The 25,382-nt window shown below is 70.9% G+C and carries 22 protein-coding genes; 14 read left to right on the top strand and 8 right to left on the bottom strand.

The genetic code is table 11. The features are described 5' to 3' along the window. Positions 1–67 precede the first annotated feature (67 nt). The 3 genes from ACQP2O_RS37400 (at position 68) to ACQP2O_RS37390 (ending at position 1,785) form a co-directional block, all read left to right on the top strand. On the top strand, positions 68–418 hold the full coding sequence (locus ACQP2O_RS37400) for a hypothetical protein (RefSeq protein ID WP_433173566.1): 351 nt from the start codon (positions 68–70) through the stop codon (positions 416–418). Positions 419–458: 40 nt separating this feature from the next. After that, a complete protein-coding gene (locus ACQP2O_RS37395) occupies positions 459–782 on the top strand; it encodes a DUF3817 domain-containing protein (RefSeq protein WP_360895117.1) in 324 nt (107 codons plus the stop codon). 79 nt (positions 783–861) lie between these two features. After that, complete coding sequence (locus ACQP2O_RS37390; protein WP_433173563.1) at positions 862–1,785, top strand: bifunctional helix-turn-helix transcriptional regulator/GNAT family N-acetyltransferase; 924 nt, start codon at positions 862–864, stop codon at positions 1,783–1,785. A gap of 480 nt (positions 1,786–2,265) precedes the next feature. On the opposite strand, the gene ACQP2O_RS37385 is transcribed toward ACQP2O_RS37390, so the two are convergent. Next, a complete protein-coding gene (locus tag ACQP2O_RS37385; RefSeq protein WP_433173561.1) occupies positions 2,266–3,366 on the bottom strand; it encodes a threonine aldolase family protein in 1,101 nt (366 codons plus the stop codon). A gap of 210 nt (positions 3,367–3,576) precedes the next feature. Here ACQP2O_RS37385 and ACQP2O_RS37380 point away from each other — a divergent pair, with 210 nt between their 5' ends. The 4 genes from ACQP2O_RS37380 to ACQP2O_RS37365 all read left to right on the top strand — a co-directional run bounded on the left by ACQP2O_RS37380 (position 3,577) and on the right by ACQP2O_RS37365 (position 7,185). Then, positions 3,577–4,827, top strand: coding sequence for an MFS transporter (locus tag ACQP2O_RS37380; RefSeq protein WP_433173559.1), 1,251 nt, complete (start codon positions 3,577–3,579; stop codon positions 4,825–4,827). Between the two features lie 17 nt (positions 4,828–4,844). Next, complete coding sequence (locus ACQP2O_RS37375) at positions 4,845–5,603, top strand: SDR family NAD(P)-dependent oxidoreductase (protein WP_433173557.1); 759 nt, start codon at positions 4,845–4,847, stop codon at positions 5,601–5,603. 104 nt (positions 5,604–5,707) lie between these two features. Further along, the gene (locus tag ACQP2O_RS37370) at positions 5,708–6,661 is read left to right on the top strand and encodes a class I SAM-dependent methyltransferase (RefSeq protein ID WP_433173555.1); all 954 of its coding nucleotides are present in this window, start codon (positions 5,708–5,710) and stop codon (positions 6,659–6,661) included. Continuing rightward, entirely contained in the window at positions 6,658–7,185 is a 528-nt protein-coding gene (locus tag ACQP2O_RS37365; protein WP_433173553.1) for a hypothetical protein, read from the top strand. Before ACQP2O_RS37370 ends, ACQP2O_RS37365 begins: the two co-directional genes overlap by 4 nt. Before the next feature lie 3 nt (positions 7,186–7,188). On the opposite strand, the gene ACQP2O_RS37360 is transcribed toward ACQP2O_RS37365, so the two are convergent. Together ACQP2O_RS37360 and ACQP2O_RS37355 are read right to left on the bottom strand one after the other, a co-directional pair. Beyond that, on the bottom strand, positions 7,189–7,701 hold the full coding sequence (locus ACQP2O_RS37360; protein WP_433173551.1) for a GNAT family N-acetyltransferase: 513 nt from the start codon (positions 7,699–7,701) through the stop codon (positions 7,189–7,191). Between the two features lie 104 nt (positions 7,702–7,805). Further along, a complete protein-coding gene (locus ACQP2O_RS37355) occupies positions 7,806–11,591 on the bottom strand; it encodes a S8 family serine peptidase (RefSeq protein ID WP_433173549.1) in 3,786 nt (1,261 codons plus the stop codon). A 146-nt stretch (positions 11,592–11,737) separates the two neighbouring features. Between ACQP2O_RS37355 and ACQP2O_RS37350 the strand changes: the two genes are divergently transcribed. Further along, positions 11,738–12,712, top strand: coding sequence for a helix-turn-helix domain-containing protein (locus ACQP2O_RS37350; RefSeq protein WP_433173547.1), 975 nt, complete (start codon positions 11,738–11,740; stop codon positions 12,710–12,712). Positions 12,713–12,718: 6 nt separating this feature from the next. Here the strand turns inward: ACQP2O_RS37350 and ACQP2O_RS37345 are convergent, their stop codons facing one another. Both ACQP2O_RS37345 and ACQP2O_RS37340 read right to left on the bottom strand, forming a co-directional pair. Further along, positions 12,719–13,441, bottom strand: coding sequence for a response regulator (locus ACQP2O_RS37345; RefSeq protein ID WP_433173545.1), 723 nt, complete (start codon positions 13,439–13,441; stop codon positions 12,719–12,721). Then, positions 13,438–14,634, bottom strand: a complete 1,197-nt coding sequence (locus tag ACQP2O_RS37340; protein WP_433173544.1) for a sensor histidine kinase — start codon at positions 14,632–14,634, stop codon at positions 13,438–13,440. The genes ACQP2O_RS37345 and ACQP2O_RS37340 overlap by 4 nt, the downstream gene beginning before the upstream one ends. A 238-nt stretch (positions 14,635–14,872) precedes the next feature. Between ACQP2O_RS37340 and ACQP2O_RS37335 the strand changes: the two genes are divergently transcribed. Then, a complete protein-coding gene (locus ACQP2O_RS37335) occupies positions 14,873–16,357 on the top strand; it encodes a nitrilase-related carbon-nitrogen hydrolase (RefSeq protein WP_433173542.1) in 1,485 nt (494 codons plus the stop codon). 278 nt (positions 16,358–16,635) lie between these two features. Then, positions 16,636–19,038 carry an NACHT domain-containing protein gene (locus tag ACQP2O_RS37330; RefSeq protein WP_433173541.1) on the top strand — a complete coding sequence of 801 codons (2,403 nt, stop codon included), beginning with the start codon at positions 16,636–16,638 and terminating at the stop codon, positions 19,036–19,038. Here the strand turns inward: ACQP2O_RS37330 and ACQP2O_RS37325 are convergent. Together ACQP2O_RS37325 and ACQP2O_RS37320 are read right to left on the bottom strand one after the other, a co-directional pair. Continuing rightward, positions 19,033–19,830, bottom strand: coding sequence for a class I SAM-dependent methyltransferase (locus ACQP2O_RS37325; RefSeq protein ID WP_433173539.1), 798 nt, complete (start codon positions 19,828–19,830; stop codon positions 19,033–19,035). The genes ACQP2O_RS37330 and ACQP2O_RS37325 overlap by 6 nt on opposite strands. Positions 19,831–19,898: 68 nt before the next feature. Then, complete coding sequence (locus tag ACQP2O_RS37320) at positions 19,899–20,783, bottom strand: SDR family oxidoreductase (RefSeq protein WP_433173537.1); 885 nt, start codon at positions 20,781–20,783, stop codon at positions 19,899–19,901. A 98-nt stretch (positions 20,784–20,881) separates the two neighbouring features. Between ACQP2O_RS37320 and ACQP2O_RS37315 the strand changes: the two genes are divergently transcribed. Together ACQP2O_RS37315 and ACQP2O_RS37310 are read left to right on the top strand one after the other, a co-directional pair. Continuing rightward, a complete protein-coding gene (locus tag ACQP2O_RS37315) occupies positions 20,882–21,448 on the top strand; it encodes a TetR/AcrR family transcriptional regulator (RefSeq protein ID WP_433173535.1) in 567 nt (188 codons plus the stop codon). Positions 21,449–21,601: 153 nt separating this feature from the next. Further along, entirely contained in the window at positions 21,602–22,198 is a 597-nt protein-coding gene (locus tag ACQP2O_RS37310) for a hypothetical protein (protein WP_433173533.1), read from the top strand. A gap of 66 nt (positions 22,199–22,264) precedes the next feature. Here the strand turns inward: ACQP2O_RS37310 and ACQP2O_RS37305 are convergent, their stop codons facing one another. Continuing rightward, positions 22,265–23,299 carry an APC family permease gene (locus tag ACQP2O_RS37305; protein WP_433173531.1) on the bottom strand — a complete coding sequence of 345 codons (1,035 nt, stop codon included), beginning with the start codon at positions 23,297–23,299 and terminating at the stop codon, positions 22,265–22,267. Here ACQP2O_RS37305 and ACQP2O_RS37300 point away from each other — a divergent pair. Both ACQP2O_RS37300 and ACQP2O_RS37295 read left to right on the top strand, forming a co-directional pair. Further along, positions 23,298–23,702, top strand: a complete 405-nt coding sequence (locus ACQP2O_RS37300; protein ID WP_433173529.1) for a helix-turn-helix domain-containing protein — start codon at positions 23,298–23,300, stop codon at positions 23,700–23,702. The two genes, ACQP2O_RS37305 and ACQP2O_RS37300, sit on opposite strands and share 2 nt — an antisense overlap. 75 nt (positions 23,703–23,777) lie before the next feature. Next, positions 23,778–25,355, top strand: a complete 1,578-nt coding sequence (locus tag ACQP2O_RS37295; RefSeq protein ID WP_433173527.1) for a hypothetical protein — start codon at positions 23,778–23,780, stop codon at positions 25,353–25,355. Positions 25,356–25,382 lie beyond the last annotated feature (27 nt).

Here is a 25,382-nt window from a genome sequence, read left to right as displayed (position 1 = left end):
CCCCGCCGCGGCGGAGCCAAGGCGGACCCGGGGAGGGCCTCGCCGCGGGGGCGGGTACGCTCAATGCGTGCGACAGTTCTTTCGGCCCGGCTGGCTCGGACTCCACCTGATCGCCATCGTGCTGATCGGGGTTTTCATGCTGGCCGGCTGGTGGCAGCTGACGCGTGCCCAGGGCGGCAACCTGCAGAGCTGGGCGTACGTCATCGAGTGGCCGATGTTCGCGATCTTCGTGGTCGCGATGTGGGTGCGCATGGTGCGGGACGAGCTGCGCGGCGAGACGAACGCCGACCCGGGCACGGTCACCCCGCCGGGGGCCGCGCCGTCGCGCCGGATCGATGACATCGACTATGGGGATGACGAGGAGCTGGCGGCCTACAACCGCCGCCTCGCCCGGCTGAACGACGAGGCGCCGCGCTGACGGCGCGGGCTTCACGGAGGGACGACCCGTGCAAGGAGCGGTGACCCGCTATCGCGTCATGGCGTACGTGACCGGCGTACTGCTGATCGTGCTGTGCTTCATCGCGGTGCCGCTGAAGTTCTTCGCGCACAACGGGGTCCTGTCGACCGCCGTCGGCATCCCGCACGGGATGGTGTGCTACCCGCTCTACCTGCTGGCCACCTTCGACCTCTACCGCCGGGTCCGCTGGCCCTTGAGCAAGATGGTGGTGATCGTGCTGGCCGGGATCATCCCCTTCCTGGCCTTCTACGTCGAGCGGCGGGTCGTGGCCGAGCTGCGTGAGCAGACCGCCCCGGCGCGGCGCGCGGACGCCGCCGGGGTCTGAGCTTTTTCGATCACTGTCTGGACCGGGCGGGTCCGCGGGACTATCTTTGACTGCGTCAACTTAAACGTTGAGGTGGTCAATGAAAACCGCAGTGCCGTCGGATCGCGTCACCGCCGTCCGCGCGTTCAATCGCTTCTACACCTCCGTCATCGGCGTGCTGAACGAGTGGCTGCTCGAGACGTCGTACTCGCTCACCGAGGGGAGGGTCATCTTCGAACTCGCCCGTCGTGACGCCTGCGAGGTCGCCGACCTGCGCCGGTCCCTCGACCTGGACGCCGGCTACCTCAGCCGCATGCTCTCCCGCTTCGAGGCCGACGGGCTGATCGTCCGCGGGCGCGCCGAGGGCGACTCACGGCGGCAGCTGGCCCGGCTGACCGAGCGCGGCCGCGACGTGTTCCAGGACCTGGACGCCCGGTCGACGGCCCAGATCGAGCGGATCCTGTCCGGGCTCACCGAAGAGGACCAGCGCCGGCTGGTGGGCGCGATGGGCGTGATCGAGGGACTGCTGGGGGAGCACCCGCGGTCCGCGTCGTTCGTGCTGAGGCCGCTCGGCCCCGGCGACCTCGGCTGGGTGATCCAGCGCCACGGCGCCCTGTACGCCGCGGAGTACGGCTTCAACGCGTCCTTCGAGACGCTCGTCGCCCGCGTCGTCGCCGAGTACGCCGAGCATCACGGGCCCGGCGACGACGCGTGGATCGCGGAGATCGACGGCGAGCCGGTCGGATCGATCTTCTGCGTGCGGGAGAGCGAGCGGGTCGCGCGCCTGCGCCTCCTCCTGGTCGAGCCGTCCGCGCGCGGTCATGGTGTGGGCCGCCGGCTCGTCGAGGAGTGCGTCAGGTTCGCCCGCCGGTCGGGGTACGACGAGATGGTCCTGTGGACCCACGACATCCTGACGGACGCCCGCCGCGTCTATGAGCGCGCCGGTTTCGAACTGGCCGAGGAGGAGCCGTACGACGGCTTCGGGCCCGATGCGAAAGAGCAGACCTGGCGGATGAAACTCTGACACGGCACTGGCCCGCGGCGTCGTATGGTTCGCCGCGGGCCAGTGGGACCGTTTCAAGTCGAGAGGGTTTCAGGCGTCAGGTCATCCATGCTCCTTTCGCGCGTGCCGTGCCGGGCGATGGGGTGCCGGGCCGACGGTGAAACTCGGGAACACCGCCGGCCCGGCCGGTTCGACGCCGATGCCGTGGGGGCGTACGGCACCCGCGCCGGAGGACTTGGAGGGCCGGGCGCCGCACGCTCTCGCACTGAACGGGTGGGGGGAAATCACCCGCCGGTGTCGTACGGTCATGCCGGCCCTCCTCGAATCGCAGACGATGGGTGGGGCCCGGAGTTCCCCAGAGTTCCCATCACGTGGCGTTGCGATCTCGTTACTGTGAGTACCCGTCATCCATGCGACCGTAAACCGAGGTCAAGCGAGAAATCTGCGCCGGGGCCCACCGGCAAAGATCACGTCAGCCCGTCACCCTCGGTGGCGAGGGGTTCAGCGGCCGGTGGCGCGTTCGATGAAGCGCGCGCCGACGTCGGCGACGTCCGCGGCCGTCCAGTCGAGAGCGGGCGCCGCCACGGTGATCTCGGTCATGGCCAGCCCGGGGACCTCCGTGTCCTGCCACCCGGCGGCGAACCAGACCTTGTCCTCCTCGGCGAGCGCCAGCGCCGCGTCGTTCAACGCCTGGGCCGGATGGGGCAGCCACAGACGGAACCGGTGTGTGTGCGGCGGCTCCGGGAACACCCGCGCGCCGGGCAGTGCGGCGAGGGCGGCGGCCACCGTCCGCGCGTGCCGCACGTACTCCGGGATGCGCGGCAGCTCGCGGTCGAGGCCGGCGAGCGCGGTGAGGGCGGCGGGCCACTGCTGGAAGACCTGACCGCCGTGGCGGTGCCGCCAGACCTGGGCGTACGAGGCGAGGTCCCGGACTCCCGCGAGCGCCGCCCCGCTGATGCCGCCGAGCGTCTTGTAGAAGGAGACGTACGTGCTGTCGGCGAGACCGGCGATCTCCGCGATGGAGTGCCCGAGGTACGGTGCGGACTCCCAGATCCGGGCGCCGTCGAAGTGCACCCGCGCGCCGGCGCCGCGCGCGGACGCCGCCGCGGCCGTCAGCTCGTCCCAGGTGGGGAGGACGAACCCGGCGTCGCGGAGCGGGAGCTCGAACACGACGGTGCTCACGGGCTCGGCGAGCGCGGTGATCTCCTCGGCCGTGGGGTTGCGGTGCTCGGTCGTCGGCCAGACGCCGCGCAACCCGCTCAACCACGAGTACGCGTGCCGTTCGTACATCTCCTGATGGCCGAGCGGATGGAGGGCGACCGTCGGGTTCCCGCTGCGGTCCGCGCCGTACCGCAGCGCCACCTGCTGGGCCATCGTTCCGGTGGGGAAGAAGACGGAGGCCTCGGTGCCCAGGAGCTCGGCGACGCGCTCTTCCAGCGTGGCCACCGGGCCGCCGCCGTAGAAGTCGGGCAGAGCGTCCAGATCCCCGGCCGTCTCCATGTCGGCGAGCCGCTCCCGCATGGTCGCGGGGCGCGTACCGGAGAGGATCCGGTCGCAGGCTCGCAACGCGGCCATGCGGCGTTCGCGCGTGTTCTCGGGCATCGGCGGATCGTCCCATGACGCCCAGAGCGTGCGCCATCCGATTTCCCTCGGGGCGTCGGACGACGGATATCGCGCGATATTTGACCGATCGATCTAGATATCGCTAGGGTCCGCAGAGTGTCGAGAGCTCAGCAGTTGCTGAACATCCGCCCCGAAAACAGAACGAACGATCTGAAAAGATCAACGCTTGCCTTCACGATGCTCGGGGCCGTGCAGGTCACGCTGATCGCGACGATCACTGTGATCACCGTGGCGTTGCCCGCCATCCGGCGGGACCTGCGCCTGGACGACGCGGCGATGGTGCTGGTCATGTCCTCCTACGGCCTGGCGTTCGGAGGCCTGTTGCTCCTGGGCGGGCGACTCGCGGACGTCTGGGGACGCCGAAGGGTCTTCGTCATGGGAACGGCGATGTTCGGCCTCGCCTCGGCCGCCGCCGGCCTGGCCCCCTGGACGGGCCTGCTGCTCCTCGCCCGGTTCGCCCAGGGGATCGGCGCGGCGCTGACGGCGCCGGCGGCGCTGGCCCTGGTCGGTACGGTCTTCCCCGAGCCCCGGCACCGAACGCGGGCCATGGCGGTCTGGGGTGTGCTGAGCAGCGCCGGCGCCACCGCCGGGACCGTGCTGTCCGGCGTGGTGATCACCTGGGTGCCCTGGCGGTGGGTGTTCGCCGTCCCGGTCGCGGTCTCGGCCGTCGCGGTGGGCGCGGCCTGGAGCCTGTTCCCGGCCGATCGTGCGCCGGCCGAGCGGCGAATCGACTGGCCCGGCGCCATATTGGTGACCGCCGGTCTCGGCGCGATGATCTACGGGCTGGAGCGCTCCGGCAGGTCGGTCCTGGCGGGCGTCGTGCTCCTCGCGCTGTTCGCGCTGGCCGAGCGGCGGTCACCGGCACCGCTGATGCCCTTGCCGTTCCTGCGCGGGCGCCTGCTGCCGGTGCTCGCCGTCACGCTCTGCGCGGCGTCCATGGCCACGGCGTTCTTCATGCTCTCCCTCCACCTGCAGCAGGTACGCGGCCTGTCGCCGCTGCGGACGTCGGCCGTCTTCCTGCTGCCCGCCCCGGCCCTCCTCGCCTCCGGTCCCGTCGCCGGACGGCTCGTCGCCTCCCTCGGCGCCCGCCGCACCCTGGCGCTGGGACTCGCCACGGCCGCCGCCGGTCTCGTCCTGCTCAGCCTCCTCGACGTGCCGTACGCCGGGCTGATCGTCTTCCCCTTCGGGGCCGGGACGACGTTCTCCGCCGCCCTGCTCGCCGCGATGCACGACGTGCGCGACGACCAGACCGGCCTGGCGGGCGGCCTGGTGAACACGGCGATGGAGATCGGCCCGCCCATCGGCCTGACGGTGCTCGTCTCCGTCGCCACGGCCCACTCGCCCGACCCGGCGAGCGGCTACGCGTACGCGCTGCGCGTCGCCGCCGTCGCCCTGCTGACCACCGCGGTCTACGCGGCGCTCCCGCGCCGTGCCGAGTAAGCAAAGGAGAACACGGAATGTCCGTTCGTTTCACCGGCAAGGTGGCCCTCATCACCGGCGGAGGGTCCGGCATCGGCCGTGCGACCGCGCTCGCGTTCGCCCGGGAGGGCGCGACCGTGGTGGTCGCCGGGCGCCAGGCCGAGCCGCTCGACGAGACCGTGACGCTGATCGAGGCCGAAGGCGGCCGGGCGAGCGCGATGCCGGCCGACGTGTCCTCCTCCGAGGACGTCGCCCGGCTCGTCACGACCACCGTCGAACGCCACGGCGGCCTGCACATCGCGTTCAACAACGCGGGCGTCCTCGAGGCCGGCCCGCTCGCCGACCTGGACGAGTCCGCCTGGGACCGCCAGCTCTCCATCAACGTGACCGGCGTCTTCCTCTGCATGCGGCACGAGATCGCCCACATGCGCGCCAACGGCGGCGGCGTCATCGTCAACACCGCCTCCAACCTCGGAGCGCACATGCGGCTGCCGTTCCTCGGCGCGTACGCCGCGTCCAAGGCGGCGGTGAGCACGCTGACCCGCGCGGCCGCCATGGAGTACATCGGGGAGGGCATCCGCATCAACGCCATCAGCCCCGGCCCGATCGAGACGTCCATGTCCCTGCGGCCCGGCGAGACCGAGGCCGACCGCGCCGAACGCCTCAAGAGCGCACTCCCGATCGGCAGGGCCGGGACCCTCGACGAGGCCGCCGCCGCGGTGCTCTGGCTCGCCTCGCCGGAAGCGGGCTTCACCGTCGGCCACGACCTCGTCGTCGACGGAGGCGCCAGCGCCTGACCCGAAGGGACTTCCGCGGTGTCCGGTGGGTCTGTGTCCGGCTGCGCGGCGCCCAGAGCGCGCTGCGAACAAGACCCACCGGACACACCCCTTATGGTCTGACCATGCCGGTCCTGGAGATCTCCGACCTGATCGGCGCATGGGACCCGGTGACCGGGGAACGCGCGCCGATCGTCAAGCGCGAGGTCATCGCGCGGCTGCGCGAGGCGGGGCACCGGCGTGCCGTGCGGATCGTCGAGCGGATGCCCGCCTCGGGGGAGCTCCTGGAGCCCGCCGCGGTGGATCGGTTGTTCGTGCGGGTCCACACCGAACTGCAGCGGCTCGGCGAGGAGCTGCACATGGCGCGGCGGTTCGCCGAACTGCTGGCGCCGCTGGTCGCCGCCGCGCGCCGGGCCGGAACCGGGCCGCCGCGGATCGTCGACGTGGGGTGCGGCATCGGGTACGTGACCAGGGCGCTGGCCGCGTCGGGCGCACTCGGCGGCGACGTCGAACTGGTCGGGGTCGACTTCAATCCCGTCCTCGTCGCCGAGGCCGCCAGACTCGCCAAGGACGAGGGGCTGACCTGCCGGTTCGTCCGCGGCGACGCCTTCGGTCTCACCGAGCCGGCGACGCTCTACATCTCCAGCGGAGTCCTGCACCACTTCCCCGCCGAGTCGCTGGCCGGGTTCTTCCAGGCCCAGGATCGGCCGGGCACCGCCGGGTTCGTGCACTACGACATCGCGGCGACCCGCCTGGCTCCGCTCGGGGCACGGGTGTTCCATCGTGCCCGGATGCGCGAGCCGCTGGGCCGGCACGACGGGGTCGCCTCGGCGAAGCGGGCGCACGGCGACCGAGTGCTCCTGGACGCCGCGTCGCGGGCGACCGGGATGCGTGTCTTCCTCTTCGAGCCGATCCGCCATACGAATCCCTTCTGCGCCTCGATGCGGCCCGTCGTCGGAATGCGACCCGAGCTGGTCGAAGAGGCGCGCCGCGCGCTCGGCCGGCGAGCACGCGGCCTCGTCAGGGCCGGCGGCGTTCGGGATGGCCACGACGATGGTCCGGAAGGGGCCGGCCGGTGACGTGGCTGCCGATCCCGGCCGTCACGGTGCCCGTGCTCCTGGGCGGCCTGGCCGTCGTCGACGGGGCCTTCGCCGGATTCCGCGCGGCGACGGGACGTAACGCCCGGATCCGCAAACGGGCCTACGCCCTTGCGGCGGCCCGGCGGGGCGCGGCCGTGTCGGCGCCGGGCCTCGCCGCCACCGCAGTCGTGTCGCTGACCGGAGCGGCGGGGGAGGGCCACCAGTATCGGGATCTGGTCGACGCGGGGACGAGGATGCTCGCCGTGGTCGCGCCCTATGCCGCCGTCGTGGTCCTCTCCCTCGCCGCGTACCGGCTGCTGCCCATGCGCGAGAGCACGTTCGTGATCCTGGTCGGGCTCGGACCGCTCACCCTCGTCCGCCCCGCCGTGGTCGCGGTGGCGGTGGCGGCCGCCGGCCTCGGCTCCGGGGGCTGGCTCATCTGGGCGGCGGCCGTCACGGCGGCCGTCGGTGTCCTCGTGGTGGAGCCGTGGGTGCACCGCCGCTGGTACCGCGAACCTCTCTAAGGCTCACCGGTGGAGCGGGAGTTCGAGCTCCAGCTCATGACGGATCGGGATGCCGTCCAGGCCGACCTCGGGAATCGACGGCTTCAGCGCGCGCGACCGGGCGACGGCGTCCCGGTGCACGGCTACGAGGTCGAAGCCGTACCGCTGGTAGAAGCGCAGCGCCCGCAGGTTGTCGTTGGTCGTCACCAGCCACAGCCGGCCCACCCCGGCCGCGCGTGCGGCCCCGGCCACCGCGTCGACGAGCGCGGTGCCGACGCCGACGCCTTCCCGTACGGAGTCGAGTGTGACGAGTTCGCACTCCCGACCCCCGACCCGGTAGGTGGCCACTCCCGCCCGGTCCGCGTCGAGATGGGCCACGAAGCCGGGGATCGCGGTCGTGTTATGGGCGACGCCCCGGCTCACCGAGGTCACCCCGCCCCAGCGCTCGGTGAACACCTCCCGTACCCACGTGACGTCGTCGGCGGTCAGCGGCCGTACGCTCGGCCGGTGCCGCTCCGCGTGATCGAGAGATGTCATGGCGCCATCCTCGCCGCGCTCGACCCTTTGTCATAGCGAGTATTCGTACTCAGGGCTGAGGGGGGCCTGCGGCCCCCCTCAGGTCGGTCAGGCGTTCCGTCGGTTCAGTGCACGTGCCAGGCGTCGTTGATCGTCTGGTCCACCGAGTCGCCGTGGGCGTCGGTGGCCTTGACCCGCAGCGTCACTGCTTTGGCCCCCTTCGGGCTCCTGATGGCGAACCTGGCGTCGCCGGCCTCGTCGGTGGTACGGCTGCCCAGGCCGGTCCAGGTCTTGCCGCCGTCATGGCTGACCCAGGCGTCCACGGTGAACGGCCCACTGCCCTTGTACGCGGTCTGATAGGCGGTGTTGATCCTCGCGGTGTACTTCGAACCGCCGGCCACCGAGTTCAGCAGATCCAGCGGGACGTCGTACCCGAAGGACAGCATGGGCAGCGGTGCGCTCGCCTTGTCGAACGCGGCGTCGACCTCCCAGGCGGTATGCGTGGACGTGGAGGTGTCGCGCTGACGGTTGGTGGCGTCCAGCTCCAGCCGGTAGCGGCCGGGGTCGGCGGTGGACACGGGACAGGGCGTGGCATTCGTCTTGTCGCACAGCACCTGGCCGTTGTGCAGGATGCGGAAGTGGACCGGCTCGTCCCCGAACTGGTGCAGATACCGCTGCCCCGTTCCGATCGCGAAGAGGCTCAGGTAGCTGAAACCGATGTAGCCGCCCCACTCCGGGCCACTCCACGACACGTTCATCTGGCTGCCCCGGCCGGGGCCGACCGGGCCCGTCCCGTAGTCGGCGGTGACGTGCTGCCCGGCCGTAAGGGTGACAGCGGAGAGGTTGCTCTCGTTGGTCCAGAAATCGCGGAAGTGGCTGAGCCAGGGATACCAACCCTGATCGCCCGGTGAGACGTACTCGGTACGGACGTACGGTGCCTTGACCTTTGTGGCGATACCCCCGATGCGTCCGAGGACGCTGTAGATCCAGCCGGGGGAGTCACCGTGGTACCGGGCGGTGACGGTGGCCAGGTTCCTGGGGTCGGCCGTGAACGTCAGGTCGTTCGGCAACCGCCCCGTCAGGTGCTCGGTCAGGTTGTACAAGTACGGGCTGACCGCCTGACCGCCGGTGGTGATGGTGACCGGACCGGTCTTGACGGCCTTGGTGAGCTGCTCGCCCTCGGTGCGGGTGAGCACTGCCACCGGGATCGTCGTGTGGTCGTTCGTGTAACGCCAGGCCGGGCCGGCGTCGCCGATCGCGATCAGTACTCCGGCCGCGCCGCCGGCGGCGGCGTCCGCGGTGACCTTGTCGACGGTCGACAGGCGGTTGGGGTCCGGTGCCACCTCGTGCACGAGCGCGACCCGGCCCTTCACCTTCGCGGCGGCCAGTTCGTCGGGTGTTCCGTTGCCGGCGTCGACCACGGAATAAGCGCCGGGCGAGCGGAACGGCGCCACGCACGGCACGTAGCCACCGCAGAGGTCCCCGTCGTGGGCGTACCGGGCATGGAGGACGCGGGGTGCGCCGTGACCGTGCGCGGCCATGGTCAGCGTCGGCGCCACGAGTGTGGCCCGGACGTCCATGGTGAACGTCCCCGTCGTCGTGTCGCCGCCACCGGGGATCACGTACAGATCCGCCCTGGCGCCGATGGACTGGCGCAACATGCCCAGTTGGTGGCCGGCGGGTCCGACCACCCGTTTCCACTCCATCGTCAACGCCTGGTCGCCCGCCTCCTCGGCCGGCAGGTGGGTCTTGAACCGGACCGGCTTGCCGAGGCGCGCGTCGATGTTGATCGTGGTGTCCTTGGTGAGGTTCAGCTCCGGGTCGCCGCCGATGGTCTCCGACGTGTTCCAGTACGGAGGATCGACGGGGAATCCGGCGATGTTGCCCAGCACCGCGTACCTGCCGACCGGGATCCGGGGGTCGGGGCCGAGCAGGTCGAAGTTGGCCACGCCGTTCTCGAACCAGCCGGGCCAGACCCGCCCGTTCTCCAGGTCCATCAGGTTGACCCAGGAGTACTGGGTGGTGGTCTCGGGCACGCCGTTACGGTCGATGCCGCGCACGGTCAGCTTGGCCCGCTGCGGGTCCTTGGTGAAGCCGATCGTGGTGCGCACCGTGTCGGCACCCTCGACCCCGGCTCGCAGGTAGCCGTAGTACGCGCCGACGGCGAGGTCGGCGAGGTGCACGGTGACGGTGGCGGTCGCGGTGCCGCCCGCCGGCACGTCCACGGCGGACGGCGAAACGGTCACCTTGTCACCTGGATCGAAGGCCGTGGCCTTCATCAGCTTCTTGTCCATGCTGAACAGGTCGAGCCCGAGGTCGGCGTGCACCGCCTTGCCGCCCGGATTGCGGAAGGTGACCGTGCCGGTGGCCGTCGCCGGATACGGCGGCGCGATCATGCCGATGTCGAGCGTGCCGGTGGCGACCAGACCGCCCGCGGTGGCCTGCTTGAGGTCGAGCATGCCGCCGCCCTGCCAGGTCACCGGGGTGTTCGGGAGGTTGCCCGGGTCCGCCGCGCTGACCAGCGCGTCCTTCAACTGGTCACGGGTCCAGTCCGGGTGCTCCTGGGCCAGCAGCACGGCGCCACCGGCCACGTGCGGGGTCGCCATCGAGGTACCGGACATCTGCGTGTAGTGCGCGTCGACCGGATCGCCGACGATGCCGCCGGTGGCCCGGGCGGCGACGATGTCGGAGCCCGGTGCGGTGATCTCCGGTTTGACGGCGTTGTCGCCGATCCGGGGTCCGGCGCTGCTGAAGGAGGACACGTCATGCGTGCCGCTCTTGTCCACCGACCCGACGGTCAGCGCCCGGTCGGCGCTGCCCGGTGATTCGACCAGCGTCGCTCCGGAATGGCCGTTGTTGCCGGCGGCGACCACGAACAGCGTCCCGTTTGCGTCGGAGATCCGGTTCACCGCCTGAGCCAGCGGGTCGGTGCCGTCGGTGGGCATGCTGCCGATGCTCATGTTGACGACCTTGGCGCCCTGACCGGCCGCCCATTCCATACCCGCGATGATCTCCGAGTCGGTGCCGTTCCCGCTGTCGTCGAGGACCTTGCCGATCACCAGGTCCGCGTCCGGCGCCACGCCGCGGTACTTGCCGCCGGACGCCGCGCCCGTGCCGGCCAGAATCGACGCCACGTGGGTGCCGTGACCGAACTTGTCGTGCACGTCGTCGGCGTCACCGGGGACGAAGTTGTGCCGGGCCACGATCCGGCCGGCGAAGTCCGGATGCGCGGCGTCGATGCCCGTGTCCAGGACGGCGACCTTCACACCCCTGCCGGTGTAGCCGGCGGCCCAGGCGGCGGGGGCACCGACGGCCGGGACGCTGACGTCCAGCGAGGCACGGGCCTTGCCGTCCAGCCAGACCTTCTGCACATCGCTGCCCGACCGGGTCAGCTCGGCCAGCGCCGAGGCGGCATCGGCCTTGCGGACCGCCTGGGCCTGCGCTCGTACGCTCGGTAGCGCACGCTGTTTCGCCATCCAGCGCGGTGCCGCCTTGGCCGTGACGTGGCCCGGCCGGTAGGTCGTGATGACGGGCAGTTGATCGGTGTGCGCGTCGTCGTACCCGTCCGCCGCCAGGCGGGTCAGGTCGAACAGCTCACGGTCGAGCCTGCCCTGGCCGATGAGCCGGACGACCTGGCCGTTCAGCGCGTACAGGTCACCGTTCATCTGCTGGAAGACGATGTCGCCCTGCGGGCCGACATCCGTGACCACGGTGCCGGTCTGGGTGCCGTCCGGGGCCTTGTCCAGCCGTACGGTGTCGCCGGTCAGCAATGTGATCGTGGGGCCGTGAGCGGCTTTGCCCACGGCGTCCGACGTGGCCGGCGCCGCGGACGCCGGGCCGATGGGTGGGATACCGAGCAGCGCCGCGGCGACCGCGGTGGCGGTTGCGGCGCTCAGGAGTTTCCGTCGCACTGGGGACCTCCGATGAGGGGGGTTCAAGCAAGCGCCAGCGTTACACCGGGGTCGGTAGCATGATCGGCGTGTCGTGCGGATGTTTGCGCCGAGGCGCAAACGCGCCACGGCTGGACCTTTCGCACTGGTGACGGGTGGGTTGACGTGTGTTGACCGATCTTGGCGGTACCCCCGACGAGGACGCCGCCTACCGCTACCTGATCACCGTTCCGTCGGCGACCGCGGCCACGATCGCGACGGAGTTGGATCGCCCCGTCCCGGCGGTGACCGTCGCGCTGGCCGCGCTGGCACGCCGGGGCCTGGTGACCTCTGCCGGCGCCGATCCCGTCCGCCATGTCGCGGCTCCGCCCACCATCGCCGGGCAGGTGCTGCTGAACCAGCAGCGCGAGGCCCTGGTCCGGGCCGAGGCCGGGCTGGCCGAACTCGTCAAGGCGTACCGGCAGGGTTCCGCGCTGCGCGCCGTGACCGAGGTGGTGGAGGTGATCAAGGAGCCGGACGCGGTGCGGCAACGGGTGACCGGCATGCTGCGGGGTGCCCGGCGGGAAATGCTCGCGCTCGTCGCACCACCGTTCTTGGCCATCACCGTGGACGACGAGGACGCGCAGATCCCGGTGCGGGTGTCCGGTGCGAACCGCACCGTCTATGACCGCAGGATCTTCGAGACACCGGGCGCGTTGGAGTCCGCGCGCACCTACGCGCACGCCGAGGACGAGTGGCGCGTGCACGACCGGGTTCCGATGAAGCTCATCATCGTCGACCGGGAACTGGCCGTGCTGTCCACCGTGTACGCCGAGACCGGACCACCGGGCACCATGCTGGTGCACCGCAGCACCCTGCTGGAGGCGCTGCTCGGCTTCTACGAGTTGATCTGGTCGCAGTCGGTGCCGTTGTCGCTCGGCCTGGCCGTCACGCCTGCCGACTCCCCGCTGTCCGATGAGGAACGCCTGGTCCTCTCCCTGCTCCTGACCGGAATGACCGACCAGGCGATCGCCGTGCATCTCGGCGTCGGCCACCGCTCGGTCCAGCGCACGGTCCGGCGCCTCATGGACCTGGCCGAGGTCGGCACCCGCATCCAGCTGGGCTGGCACGCCCACCGGTACGGGTGGCTGGGCCCGGCTTGATCGCCGCTATTCCTCGGTCGCGATCGGACGCGTCTCCTCGTGCGGAGGCGCGGTGAGCAGGCCGGCCTCGTACGCGAGGATCGCGGCCTGGACGCGGTTGTCCAGGCCGAGGCGGGTGAGGATGCGGTTGACGCGGCTCTTCACGTTGGCCTGCGTCAGCCCGAGCGCATCGGCGATCTGCAGGTTGGACAGCCCCCGTGCGACCAGGATGAGAACCTGCAGCTCGCGCTCGGTGAGCGAGTCGATGAGCCCGTGGTGCCCCGACGCGGGCGCGCCGGGGAGGAGGCCGAGGGGCAACCCGGCGAACGTCGTGATGAGCCGCTGGGTGACGCTCGGGGCGAGCATGGCCTCGCCGCCGGCGACGACGCGGATCGCGTGCGCGAGCTGGTCGGGCGGGCTGTTCTTCAGCAGGAAGCCGTAGGCGCCGGCGCGCAGCGCGGAGTGCACGTACTCGTCCAGGTCGAAGGTGGTGAGCACCAGCACGCGCGGCGGCGGGTCGGGAGGCGGCCATCCGGTGAGGATCCGGCGGGTGGCCTCGACCCCGGTCATGCCGGGCATGCGGACGTCCATGACCACGACGTCGGGCCGTAGGCGGAACGCCGCGTCGACGGCCTGCTCGCCGTCGGCCGCCTCACCGACGACGCACAGGTCCTCGCGGCGGTCGATGACGGCACGGAGCGCCGCCCGGACCATCTCCTGATCGTCGGCGAGGAGCACCCGGATCGTCATCGGACCCCCTGGAAAGGGAGCGTGGCGTGGACCCGCCACCCGCCGTCCGGCCGCGGACCGGCCTCCAGGGCGCCGTCGAAGGCCCGGACGCGTTCGCGGACGCCCATCAGCCCTCGACCGGAGCCGGGTACGGGACGGTGGACCGCGGCGGCCGGCCCGTTCTCCACCTCGACGGTCAGTGCGGCGTCGGCGGCGCGCAGGGCGACCCGGACGTCGGCGGGCGCGGCGTGCTTGATCACGTTGGTCAGCGCCTCCTGCAGGATCCGGTAGGCCGAGACCTGGACCGCGGACGGAACCGCGTCGATCGACGGGCCGAGCGTCGCCGCCACGCGGCAGCCGGTCGCCTCCGCCGCCGCGAAGAGCCGGTCGACGTGGCGAAGGGAGGGCTCGGGGTCGGGATCCTCCCGCTGGGCGGCGAGCAGGCCGAGGATGCGGCGCATCTCCACGAGGGCGACGTCGGCGGTCTCGGCGATGCGCGTCACACCCTGCAGGGCGAGCCGCGGATCATCCTCCAGTACGTCCTCGGCGGAGCGCGCCTGAACGGCGATCGCGCTGACGTGGTGCGCGACGACGTCGTGGAGGTCGCGGGCGATGCGGGCCCGTTCGGTGACGACGGCCTGACGTGCGTTGATCTCCTGCTGCGCGCGGAGCCGGTCGTTGAGGTCCCGGAGCCGGCGGGTGCCGAGGTCGATCCGCCGTGCCCCGTACCCGAGGAGCCAGGCGACGGACAGGAACGCGACGAAGGCCATCACGGTGTCCGGTTCGAGGGAGTCGAGCCGGAGTGGCCCGGATCGACCGCTGAGCAGCTCTGTCGTCACCGCGGTGGCGAGGGACAGCAGCGTCCCCGGCGCGCTCACCGTCGCCGGGGCCCACCGGGCCAGCGCGAACACCGCGAAGATCAGGAAGTAGGGCCCCGGCGTCTTCCCCGGCACCGCGTCGATCACCTCGAAGAGGACGAAGCCCACGGTCACCGCCGCCAGCACCAGGCGGGGGTGGTGCCGCCGCCAGAACAGCGGAACCGTCTGCAGTCCCCAGAGCGCCAGCCCGGCCGCGCTCGGCGTCGGTGTCCTGCCCAGCAGGGTCACCACGTCGAACACGGTGAGCCCGCCGCCGAGCGCGATGTCGGTCAGCCATGGTCTGCCGGTGATCCAGGTGCGCGCACCGCGCAGGCCGGCCGTCACGTGAGTCGTCATGTCCGACGGCAACGGTAGGCGATCCGCGCGCTCACGGGCTCGTTCCCGGGGCCGCATCGAAAGTTGCGCGGACCGGCGAGAGATCGGCGCAGCGGACGATGCCGGGTGCCCATCGGCTCTCCTACGTTCGAATCGCGTCCCACGAACCCTCCGAACGTACGTCATCCCACGCGGATGATTCTCGCCTGAAAGGGCCGATGAAGAAATGAACGACGACCGGCGCCCGACGCCGATATGGATGCGATATTCGCTGCTTGCGCTCGGCGCCGTGGCGATGCTGTTCGCGGTCGGTGGCCGCTGGGACATCCCCCTTGCCGCCTGGATCTTCCCCGTGCTGCTGCTGCGGTTCGTCCGCACCGGCCGGGCGTGGTCGGGCGCGATATGGATCCTGCTGGTCAACGTCGTCGCGGCGGTCTTCTGGATATTCGAATCGGATATGGGCTTCAATCCCGTCATCATCGCGGGAGCGGTCGGACTCGGCGTATTGCAGATGCTGCCGTTCCTTCTCGACCGGCTGCTCGTGGGCCGGTTGCGCCCTTGGATGTCGGTGCTGACATTTCCGGCGGCGATCGCCGGATCGGAATTCCTCATCACGCTGCTGTCGCCGTTCGGCACCGCCTACGGCTCCCTGACCGTCACCCAGTACGGCGACCTGCCACTGCTCCAAGTCACCTCGATCATCGGGTCGTACGGGATCGGATTCCTGATCGCCTGGTTCGCGAGCGTCGTCAACCGCTTCTGGGAGAGCCCGTCGTGGCGGTCGGCCCGCAGCGGCATCGTGTACGGGACCGCGCTCGCCGTCGTCATTCTCGGCGGCGGCGCCCGGCTCGCCTTCTCTCCGGAGGATGACGCGACGGTCCGGATCGCCGGCGTCAGCCCCGGCCGGGAGGTGACCGAGGCCCAGCAGGCGGCGATCGGGCGGATCCCCGGCAGCCGTCGCGACGTCGCCGCCGCGCCTCCCTCGGCGGTCGAGCCCGCCATGAAGGCGGTGGAGGACGACCTGCTCGCCGCCACCCGGCGGGAGGCCCAGGCCGGAGCCAAGATCGTGGTGTGGCCCGAAGAGGGGGTCAAGACGCTCGAGGCCGATGAGCACGCCGGCATCGCGGCGGCGCAGGACGAGGCCCGAAGGTCGAGGATCTATCTCGAGATCGGCCTGGGCGTCTACAGCACGACCGCGCCCGCCTACGGGCGCGACGAGACGGTCTTCATCGGCCCCGACGGAAAGGTCCTGTGGACCTACCAGAAGGCCCACCCGATCCCCGGCTCGGAGACGTTCACCCCCGGAGACGGGCGCGTGCCGGTCGTCGACACGCCGTACGGCCGGATCGCGAACGTCATCTGCTACGACGCCGACTTTCCCGACCTGATGCGGGTCCGCGCGGACATCATGCTCGTGCCCTCGCACGACTGGCGGGAGTACGGACGCGCCCACACCGAGAAGGCCGCGCTGCGGGCCATCGAAGGCGGGTACGCGCTCGTGCGCCAGGACTCGGAGGGCGTGTCCGCCACCTTCGACCGGCAGGGACGCGTCCTGGCCACCACGGATTACTTCGCCACCGATCAGCAGACGACCGTGGCGTACGTGCCGACGCGCGGCGGCACGACGATCTACGACCTGATCGGCGACACCTTCGCCTGGCTCTGTCTCATCACCGTCGGCGCCCTTGTGATCGTCGGTCTTGTACGCCCGTACCGAAGGCCGAGCGTGGACGAGACACGGTAACGACGAAACGTCATCCCAGGAAGCTGCCGAATCGACACGTTGCCGGGGAAACGGGGCGGGGTACCGTTCGTTGAACGTCGTGCCGAAGGGCGCGCGTTCGGGGACGGATCGGCTGGCAGGGCGGTGCTGAGCATGCGAGTGCTGATCAGGGTGGACGGTGACGGGGACGGGCTGATGCCGTGGCCGGCCGAGGACCGGGCCGGGCGGGACGCGACGCCAACGCCGTTAGCACGGCCGGAGCAGATCGTCCGGGAGTCGTCCGCACCGCAGGCGAACCCGTGACGGTACCCGACCCGGCCGGGTCCCGTACCACCGGCTCGCTGACCGCGTATCTCGAGGCCGCCGAGCGGGCGGCGGAGATCGCCCTCTACCCCATGGCGATGGGACACCCGATCGATGGGCGGCCGAGCCTGTCGCGGCTCCATGTACGGGCGTGGGACGACGGCGCCGAGCCGGAGTTCACCGGCGGCCTGTCCGACGCGGAGAGCGCTCTCGGCGGCCGGGTCGCCGCCGACGAGATCTTCGCCCTGCCCGACGACGTGCTGCTCGTCGGTGCCCCCGGCTCGGGGAAGACCAGCCTGCTGCGGACCGGCGTGGTGGCGCTCACCGGACGCCGGCGGACGGGCGATCCTCCGGCCTGGGTCCCCGTCCTCCTGCACGCCTCCGATCTCACCGCGCGGGGTTCGTGGCCGGAAGTGATCGCCCAGGGCGTCCGCTCCCGGCTCGGCACCGCCGCCGAGGACACCTGGACGGCGAGTTTCTTCACGAACCCGCCCGCTGCGGGCAGTCGCTGGCTCATTCTCGTCGACGGCCTGGACGAGATCGTCGAGTCCCGGACCCGGGCCGGCGTTCTGGCGAAGCTGGCCGACCTGCGGCTCTGGGATCCGCAGGGCTCGCGCTACCGCATCATCGTGGCGACCCGGCCGCCGGCCCGGCAGGAGTTCGGCCCGGCGAAAGGATGGCACCTCCGGCGGTTCGACCTGCTCCCCCTGGACGAGGACCAACTGTCCGCCCTCGCCAGAGGCTGGTTCGACGCGGTGAATCTGCCGCTGCCCGAGGAGAAGACCGATCGGTTCCGCACCCTGCTCGAGCAGGGGCGGCTCACCGACCTGGCTCGCAGCCCGCTCATGGCGACCATGCTCTGTCGGCTGTTCATCGGCGACGTGTTCAGCGGCGACCGGCCGCTGCCTCCGGGACGCCATGCCGTCTACCGCGCGTTCGTCGACATGTCAGGCCGACGCCACTATGCGGGAGCGCCCGACGAGCCACGAGGCACCATCCAGATGCAGGCCGTCCAGCGAACCTACGGAGACCGCACGGCTCAGGCGGCGACCCGGGTCGTCGCCACGAGTCTCGGGCTGCTCGGCCGGCTGGCGCTGGCCTGGCTCGACGGCGACACCCGTTCCGCCGTCGAGGTCCTGACCGACCTGACCTCGGATCGGCGGCCGCCGGAGCTGGACGACAGGCCCGAGGCCTGGTCCGCGATTCTGCGGGAGATCTTCCGTGAGACGGGTCTGCTCGTTCAACGCGGCGACGACTTCGACTTTCTCCATCCGACGATCGGCGAATACCTCGCCGCGCGGTGCATCGCGAACGATCCCGCCCGCCGTGCCCGAGCCCACCGGACCGTCCTCCGTCTCAACCGTCTCGGGCTGGTCCGGGGGATCGCACCGCCCATGAGCCTCATGGCCCGGTTCCTCGTCGCCGAATGTCTCGTACGGCCGGATGGCGACGAGAAGGTGCGGGCCGCCCTGCGCAGGGGCGCGTCGTCCGTGTGGGGCGCCTGCTTCATCGCGCAGCTCGACGCGGACGGAACACCACTCGACCCGGAGACCGTCGAGACCGCCGCCCGGACCCTCTACCGGCGGGCGATGGGACACCGTCGAGAGTCCTACCGGCTCACCGCGGCGCGGGCGCTGGCCACGATGCGCCATCCGCGAGCGGCCGAGGCACTCGCCGCCATCGCCACCGACCATGACCTCCCGGTGGCCACGCGGATTCCGGCGGCGCGGACCCTGGCCTTATCGCACGACGAGAGCGGCGGTCCGGCCCTCATCGAGCTCATCATGGACACCTCCCTCAAGCCGGAGGAGCGGATCCGGGCCGCGCGGACCCTCGCGGGCATCGGTGACGCCCGTCTGGGGAATGCGCTGTTCGCCCTGGCCACAGAGCCTGGACTGCAGCAGCATCACCGGATCACCGCGGCACGGATCCTGGGGGAGACCGGTGACCCGGAGGGCCCTGCGATCCTCTTCGCCATCGCCCTCGACCCGCTGACGAGTGGGTTCATGGCGATCAGCGCCGCTCATGACCTCGCCGGTCTGGGCGACCCTCGCGGGCCTGAGCTCCTGCTGGACCTCGCGGACGACGTCGGCCTCTACGGTGGCAGCCGGGTTCTCGCGGCACGGGTTCTGGCCACCCTGGACGACCCCCGAGGGCCGGAGGCGCTGCGGAGACTCGCGGCGGACGACGCGCTCGCCGAGGTGCATCGGCAGCGAGCCGTCGACCTCGGCAACGGGCGGCACACAGGCGCGAGCGGCATCGAGAGCTCCTATTTCGGGATGCGCCGCGCGTCGCGAAGAGCGCTCGAGGCCCGCGAACACATGTCCGCCGACCTCGAGGAGATGCCCCGGCTCCTCAGCGCTCACGAGGATTCGGAAGAGGACGACGGCGGGTCATAGGCGTCGGCCGACGGTGAGCACGGACGACCAGTGGCGGGTGAGTCGTCCGTCCGGGCGGTCGGCGAGCCGGCGGCGGATCTCGCGGTAGAGGTGGTCGCGGGTGGCCGGCGCCATGGCGATGTGGCCGGAGAAGGTGTCCAGCAGGGCGATGTACTGCTCCACGGTGTAGCGCCGGGCCCACAGATACCGCCGCGTCCCGGCGACGGTGAAGTGCCCGGACGCCTCGAACTCGGCGGCGAAGGGGTCGGGCCACTCCTCGGGCCGTGGCGGTGGCCAGGGGGAGCCGTCGCCTTCGCCGAGCTCGTCGTAGACCTGCTGGATCTCGGTGAAGAACGGGTCGAAGTCGGCGGGGAAGGCGTGCTCGGCATTCCATACGGCCAGGTGGCCGCCTTGAGGGAGGATCGCGGCGGCCTGCGCGTACCTGACCTCCGGATCCACCCACTTCCAGGCGGTGGCCGCGTAGACGAGGTCGAAGCGGGCACCCGCGGGCGGACTCCAGTCCTCGAACGGTGAAGTGATCACGGAGACGCCGGGGAACTCGGCGAGCCGGCGCCGCGCCTCCGCCGCCAGCGCGTCGCCGAGCTCGATCGCGGTGATCTGGAAACCCCTGCGCGCCAGCGGCGGCGTGGCCTTCCCCGGGCCGCACCCGACCTCGAGCAGCCGTGCGGGCGGCTCGATACCGGTGAGAGCGAGCAGGTCGGAGTACAGCTCGGCCGGGTAGTCCGGCCGTGCCTGTTCGTACAGGGAGGCCACGCTGTCGAAGGTGGCGCGCAGTCGGCGGTCGGCGGGCATACGCCGATCCTGGCAGTTCCGCGCCCGAGTCCGAACGCCTACCGCTCGGCTGGTCGGGCACGCGCTCGTCAGGTGGCCGGTGATGCCGGGATGGCCCACAGGGCCTCCTCGTTGGCGGCGAGGAAGTCGTCGAACGCGGACGGGGCGCGACCCGTGAGGTCCTGGACCGCCGACGTCAGCGTGGCCAGGGAGCCGGTCGCCACCTCCTTCAGGAGGGTGGCGACATCCTCGGCGAACCCAGGCGGGAGACCCTGGGACTTCAGGGTGGCGGCCAGGTCGTCCGGGTGGAGGTCGACGTAGCGGACGGTCCGTCCCAGGGCGGCGGAGAGCTTCGCGGCGATCTCGGCGTGGGTGAGGGCCTCCGGACCGGTGAGGACGAAGGTCTCGCCCTTGCCGTACGGGCCGGTCAGCAGGGTGGCCGCGCAGGCGGCGATGTCCTCGCAGTCGATGTAGGAGACCGGGGCCTCCCCGTACGCGCCGACCAGGTTCCCGTCGGCGGTGAACGAACCCGCCCCGGTGATGAAGTTCTGCATGAAGCCGCTCGGCTGCAGCAGCGACCAGCCGAGTCCTGAGGCCTTCAGGTACTCCTCGATCTCCCAGTGCGCGCCTTCGGCGAGTCGTCCGCCTTCGTGGGCGTGCCAGACCGACACCTTCACGACCCGTGAGACCCCGGCCTTCTTCGCCGCGTCGATGGCGGTCTTCTGCTGGCGGATCATCGGCTGTTCCCCGTCGACCGGCTGGGCGCCGGCGCCGTTGAGGAACAAGCGGTCGACACCGTCGAGGGCGGCGGCGATCGAGCCGGGGTCGTCGAAGTCGCCGACGGCGAAGTCGCAGCCCAGCGCGCGGCCCTTGGCCTCGTCCCGGACCAGTGCCCGGAACGCGACCCCGTCCTGACGAAGTCGGCGCACGAGGGGCCTGCCGATGGAGCCGGTGGCGCCGGTTACCAAGATCATTCGTTCCTCCTGAGGGTGTGCGATGCCACCCGGGGCGATAACCTGAGGTGGCCTCGACATAGTTAAGTCGAGGGTGCCTCGAATTAGCAAGGGGAGAAATGACCGACCCCCGGCGGCGCCGGCCGCGCGCCGACGCCCGGCGGAACTACGACCGCCTTCTGACCGAGGCCGACGCGGCCTTCCGCGAGAAGGGGACGGATGCGTCCCTGGAGGGCATCGCCCGGCGGGCCGGCGTCGCGATCGGCACGCTCTACGGCCACTTCCCCAGCCGCCGCGCCCTGATCGGCGGGTTGCTGCGCGAACGCAACGACGCCCTGTTCGAGCGGGGCGAGGAACTGCTCACCCACCCCTCGGCGGCACAGGCGCTCATCGAGTGGGTCCGGGCGGTCGTCGAGCACGCCGCCGCGTACCAGGGGCTCGCCACCATGCTGGCCGACGGCTTGGACGATCAGGCCTCCGAGCTGCACGAGTCGTGCGTCCGGATGACCGACATCGCGGACCGGCTGATCGCAGGCGCCCGGGCGGCCGGTGTCCTCCGTCAGGACGTGACGGGCGCCGACATCTTCGCGCTGATGAACGCCGCCGCCTGGATCGGTGAGCAGATGTCCCGGGAGCAGGCCGACCGGCTCGTGGACCTGACGATGGGCGGGCTGATGGCCACCTGATGGCATTCCGGCCGCGACTCGAAGCCGGCGCTGCAGCCGTCGGTCGCCGGCCTTTGCGCGTGATGGCCGAATAACGCGTCGGACGCGTCGCCGTGGGACAGCCGGAAGTGCGGACCGCCTGCGACGGAAGGGGTGCTCTGATAGCGTCTCGACATGTTGATCAACCATGGAATTAAGAGGAGATTTTTCCTCGGCGCAATCGCCTTTGTCGGTTGGGCCGCAATTCCGGGCATGATGTTTCTTGCTTTTGTGGGGCAGTCTCATCGGCTTTCTCTGACCGATGAGTTCGGTGGATCTGAATCCGGAGGAAATGGGTGGGCGTGGGCCATTGCAACTCTGGGCATGGCGGCTGTGATCGGAGGAATGGCCGCGGTGGCCGTGGCCGATGCCGTCTCGAGTGTTAACAGCTCAAGGTCCGAACCTGTGCAGGCTATCGGCTATGTGGCGAGTGTGCTGCTGAGTGCGTTCATATGGCTCGTTGGCGGAATATTCGCTATTGGCGCGATGATGACTACAAATGATTGTGGCACGGGTGCCGCCGCGCCATGCCTGGACCATCCCGACATCATCCTTTCTCTGCTCTATGTGGTCTGTCTGATATTGCCGACGCCTCTGCTGGCGGTTGTGTGCTGGCTGGCTTGGCGTTCAGGGGTATGTGTACTTCTTGCGCCACCCTTTATCCTGGACATGTACCTTCTGGCGATTCACCTGCGTCTACCGCATGTGGGTTTCGGTGATACCACCGGATAAGATGCGGACGAGTTCCAGCCCGAGACTTCCGGAGCCCCTGAGATCGCGCGCCCCGCACCGCGTTCGTCATCGCAGCGAGGTCCGGCAGAGCAGGCGACAGGTGAGCGCGAGAGCGGTGACGACCACCGGCACCAGCATGTGCACCAGCGCGAAGGGCAGCGCGCAGGCGGTCAACAGCATCCCGACCGCGGCGATCCACCGCGCCCGGCCGCGCAGGAGCTTGACCGCCGCCGCGGTGCCGGACAGATAGACGGCGATGACGAGCGTGGACGGCACGAAGACGATCTGCCGCGTCCCCCAGTCGCACAGCCACGCGAGGGCTAGTCCGGCGCCGCCGACGGTGCCGACGGCGCAGACGCCGCCCACGGGAACGTTGTGCCGGTTCACCGCCGCCAAGGGCGCCGGGAGCCAGCGATCGCGGGCCAGCGCGTAGCAGAGCCGGGAGACCGCGGCGACGAAGGCGTTCGTGGTCTCAAGACTGATCACGAGCGCGGCGACGGCCGCCGCGACCCGCGCGCTGACACCGAATCCGCCCTGCAGCAGAGTGCCGATCGCCAGATGGTCGGTGGCGGTGCTGCCGTACGTGCCGGTGGCCACCACCGCGGTGGCGACCGCGAGATAGAGCACCGTGACGATCACGAGCGTCGCCCACGTCGCTCGCATGACGTCGCGCGCCGGGTTCCGGAACTCGCCCGCCAGGTGGACCACCGCCTCCCAGCCGGCGAAGGCGAAGAACAGCACCACGATCGCCGACCCGACGCCGTGCAGACCGTGCGGCGCGAGCGGGTGCAGCCGCGATGCGCTCACCTGCGGGACCGAGGCGACGCTCGCGAGCAGCAGCACGGCGGCCACTCCGCCGGCGAGCGCCAGTTGCAGGGTGCGCCCGACACGGGCACCGGCGAGGTTCGCCGTGACGGCCACGGCGAGGATGCCCGCGGCGTACAGGTACGCCCACCGCGCGCTGCTTCCGGTGGCGTCGGCCAGGTAGTAGCCGCCGGTGAGCGGCACGATGGTCTGCCCGACGGAGCCGGCGACGAAGTACCACCAGCCGGTCACGCAGGACCTCGGCGCGGCGGTCGCGAACGAGGTCGCGCGGCGCATGGTCACTCCGCCCCATCGCAGCGGTGGCCAGGCGCAGTACACGCGACCGGTCGCCACGCAGTCACTCGACGACCCGGTCGCCGACGTCCAGGAGTGGGCGCGGCGCAACCTCGGACGCGACATCACCGTCAACGACCTCGCCCGGCATGCCCGGGTGAGCCATCGCAGCCTGATCCGGCAGTTCCGCGCACGCACGCGGATGACCCCACAGCAATGGCTCGCCCGCGAACGGATCTTCCTCGCGCAGGAGTTCCTGGAGACCACGGACCTGCCGATCGACAGCATCGCCGGTCGGTCCGGATTCGGGACCGCCGCCACATTGCGCGCCCAGTTCCAGCGGCACATCGGCACGTCGCCCTCGGCGTACCGAGCGACGTTCAACCTCAACGAACGCGTCGGCTGATCGGCGCGGGCCCGCGGAAGCTCGAATGGGCGAACCAGAGCCCACTGTCGTAGAGTGGTCGATAGACTACGGAACGTGAAGTATTTCAACACCGCGGGGCCGTGTCTGGCCGACCGGCACTACCTGCTGCCGCCGCAGCCGCGACTGCCGCGGGCTCGGACGCTCATCGACCAGGGCCGGTTCTTCGTGGTGCGCGCGCCCCGTCAGACGGGGAAGACGACCACTCTCGCGGCGCTGGCCGATCAGCTCACCCGTGAGGGTCGCCACCTCGCGGTGCGCTTCTCGTGCGAGGGGGCCAGGGCGGCGGGCGACGACTACGCGGCGGCCGAGCGGATGGTGCTGCAGGCGATCCGGGAAGGGGTGATCGCCGGCAACGTGCCGGCGGACCAGATGCCTCCGGATCCGTGGCCGGAGACCTCCCCGGGATCGATGCTGCGGTCCGGCCTGACCGCCTGGGACAGGCGGTGCCCGCTGCCACTGGTGCTGTTCTTCGACGAGATCGACGCGCTTCAGGGCAACAGCTTGATCAGTGTCCTGAGCCAGCTGCGCGACGGCTACACCACCCGGCCCGCTCCCTTCCCGCATTCGGTGGTGCTGTGCGGGTTGCGGGACGTACGCGACTACAAGGCGGCCCCGGGCGGAGATCCGGAGCGACTGGGCACCTCGAGCCCGTTCAACATCACGGCGGCCTCCCTGCGCCTCGACGACTTCACCATCGACGAAGTGACCGAGCTCTACGAACAGCACACGGCGGCCACCGGACAGAAGTTCACCCCGTCCGCGACGCAGCGCGCGTTCGAGGCCAGCCAGGGCCAGCCGTGGCTGGTGAACGCGCTGGCCTACGAGACGACACGGATGATCCCGTCGCCGGCGCCGATCACCGATGCGCACATGGCCGAGGCGGTCGAGCGACTGATCGTCACCAGGGCCACGCACCTGGACTCACTGGTGGCCCGGCTCCACGAGCCGCGCGTCCAGCGCCTCATCGAGCCTCTCATCGCGGGCGAGCTGCCCGACCTGGACGCCACGTACCACGAGGACCTGTCCTACGTACGAGATCTCGGCCTCATCTCCCGGGCTCAACCCGTACAGGTGGCCAATCCCATCTACCAGGAGGTGATCCTCCGGGTCCTGGCCGGGGACACCGAATCGGTCGTCACGGCCGAACCGCGCAGCTTCGTCACCGGCGAGGGCCGTCTGGACTTCGGCAGGCTCCTGGACGAGTTCGTGGTCTTCTGGAAGCTGCACGGAGAAATCCTGTCCAGCCGGGAGACCTACCACGAGGCCGCCTGCCAACTGGTCTTCCTGGGCTTCCTCCACCGCGTCGTGAACGGCGGCGGCTGCATCGACCGCGAGTACGGCGTCGGACGCGGCCGTATCGACGTCGTCGTCCGCTGGCCCTGCACAGACGCGAACGGCGAACCCACATCGCAGTGGGAGGCCGTCGAACTGAAGGTCCGTCACCCCGGCCGCGCCGACCCGCTGCCCGATGGCCTGGCCCAGCTGGACGGCTACCTCGATCGCCTGGGCCTGGACACCGGCACCCTCGTAATCTTCGACCGCCGGCCGGACGCCCCACCCCTCCCGGACCGCACCGCCCTCGGCACCGCCCGCACTCCGACGGGACGCCGCGTGACCCTCCTTCGTGCATGAGCGAGTCACGGCGGGGCGAGGCACGCT

This window comes from Actinoallomurus sp. CA-150999 (genome assembly GCF_050942425.1).
Classification (GTDB): Bacteria; Actinomycetota; Actinomycetes; order Streptosporangiales; family Streptosporangiaceae; genus Actinoallomurus.
Note: the sequence above shows the minus strand (reverse complement) of the source record. Positions and strands in the feature narration are given on the sequence as shown.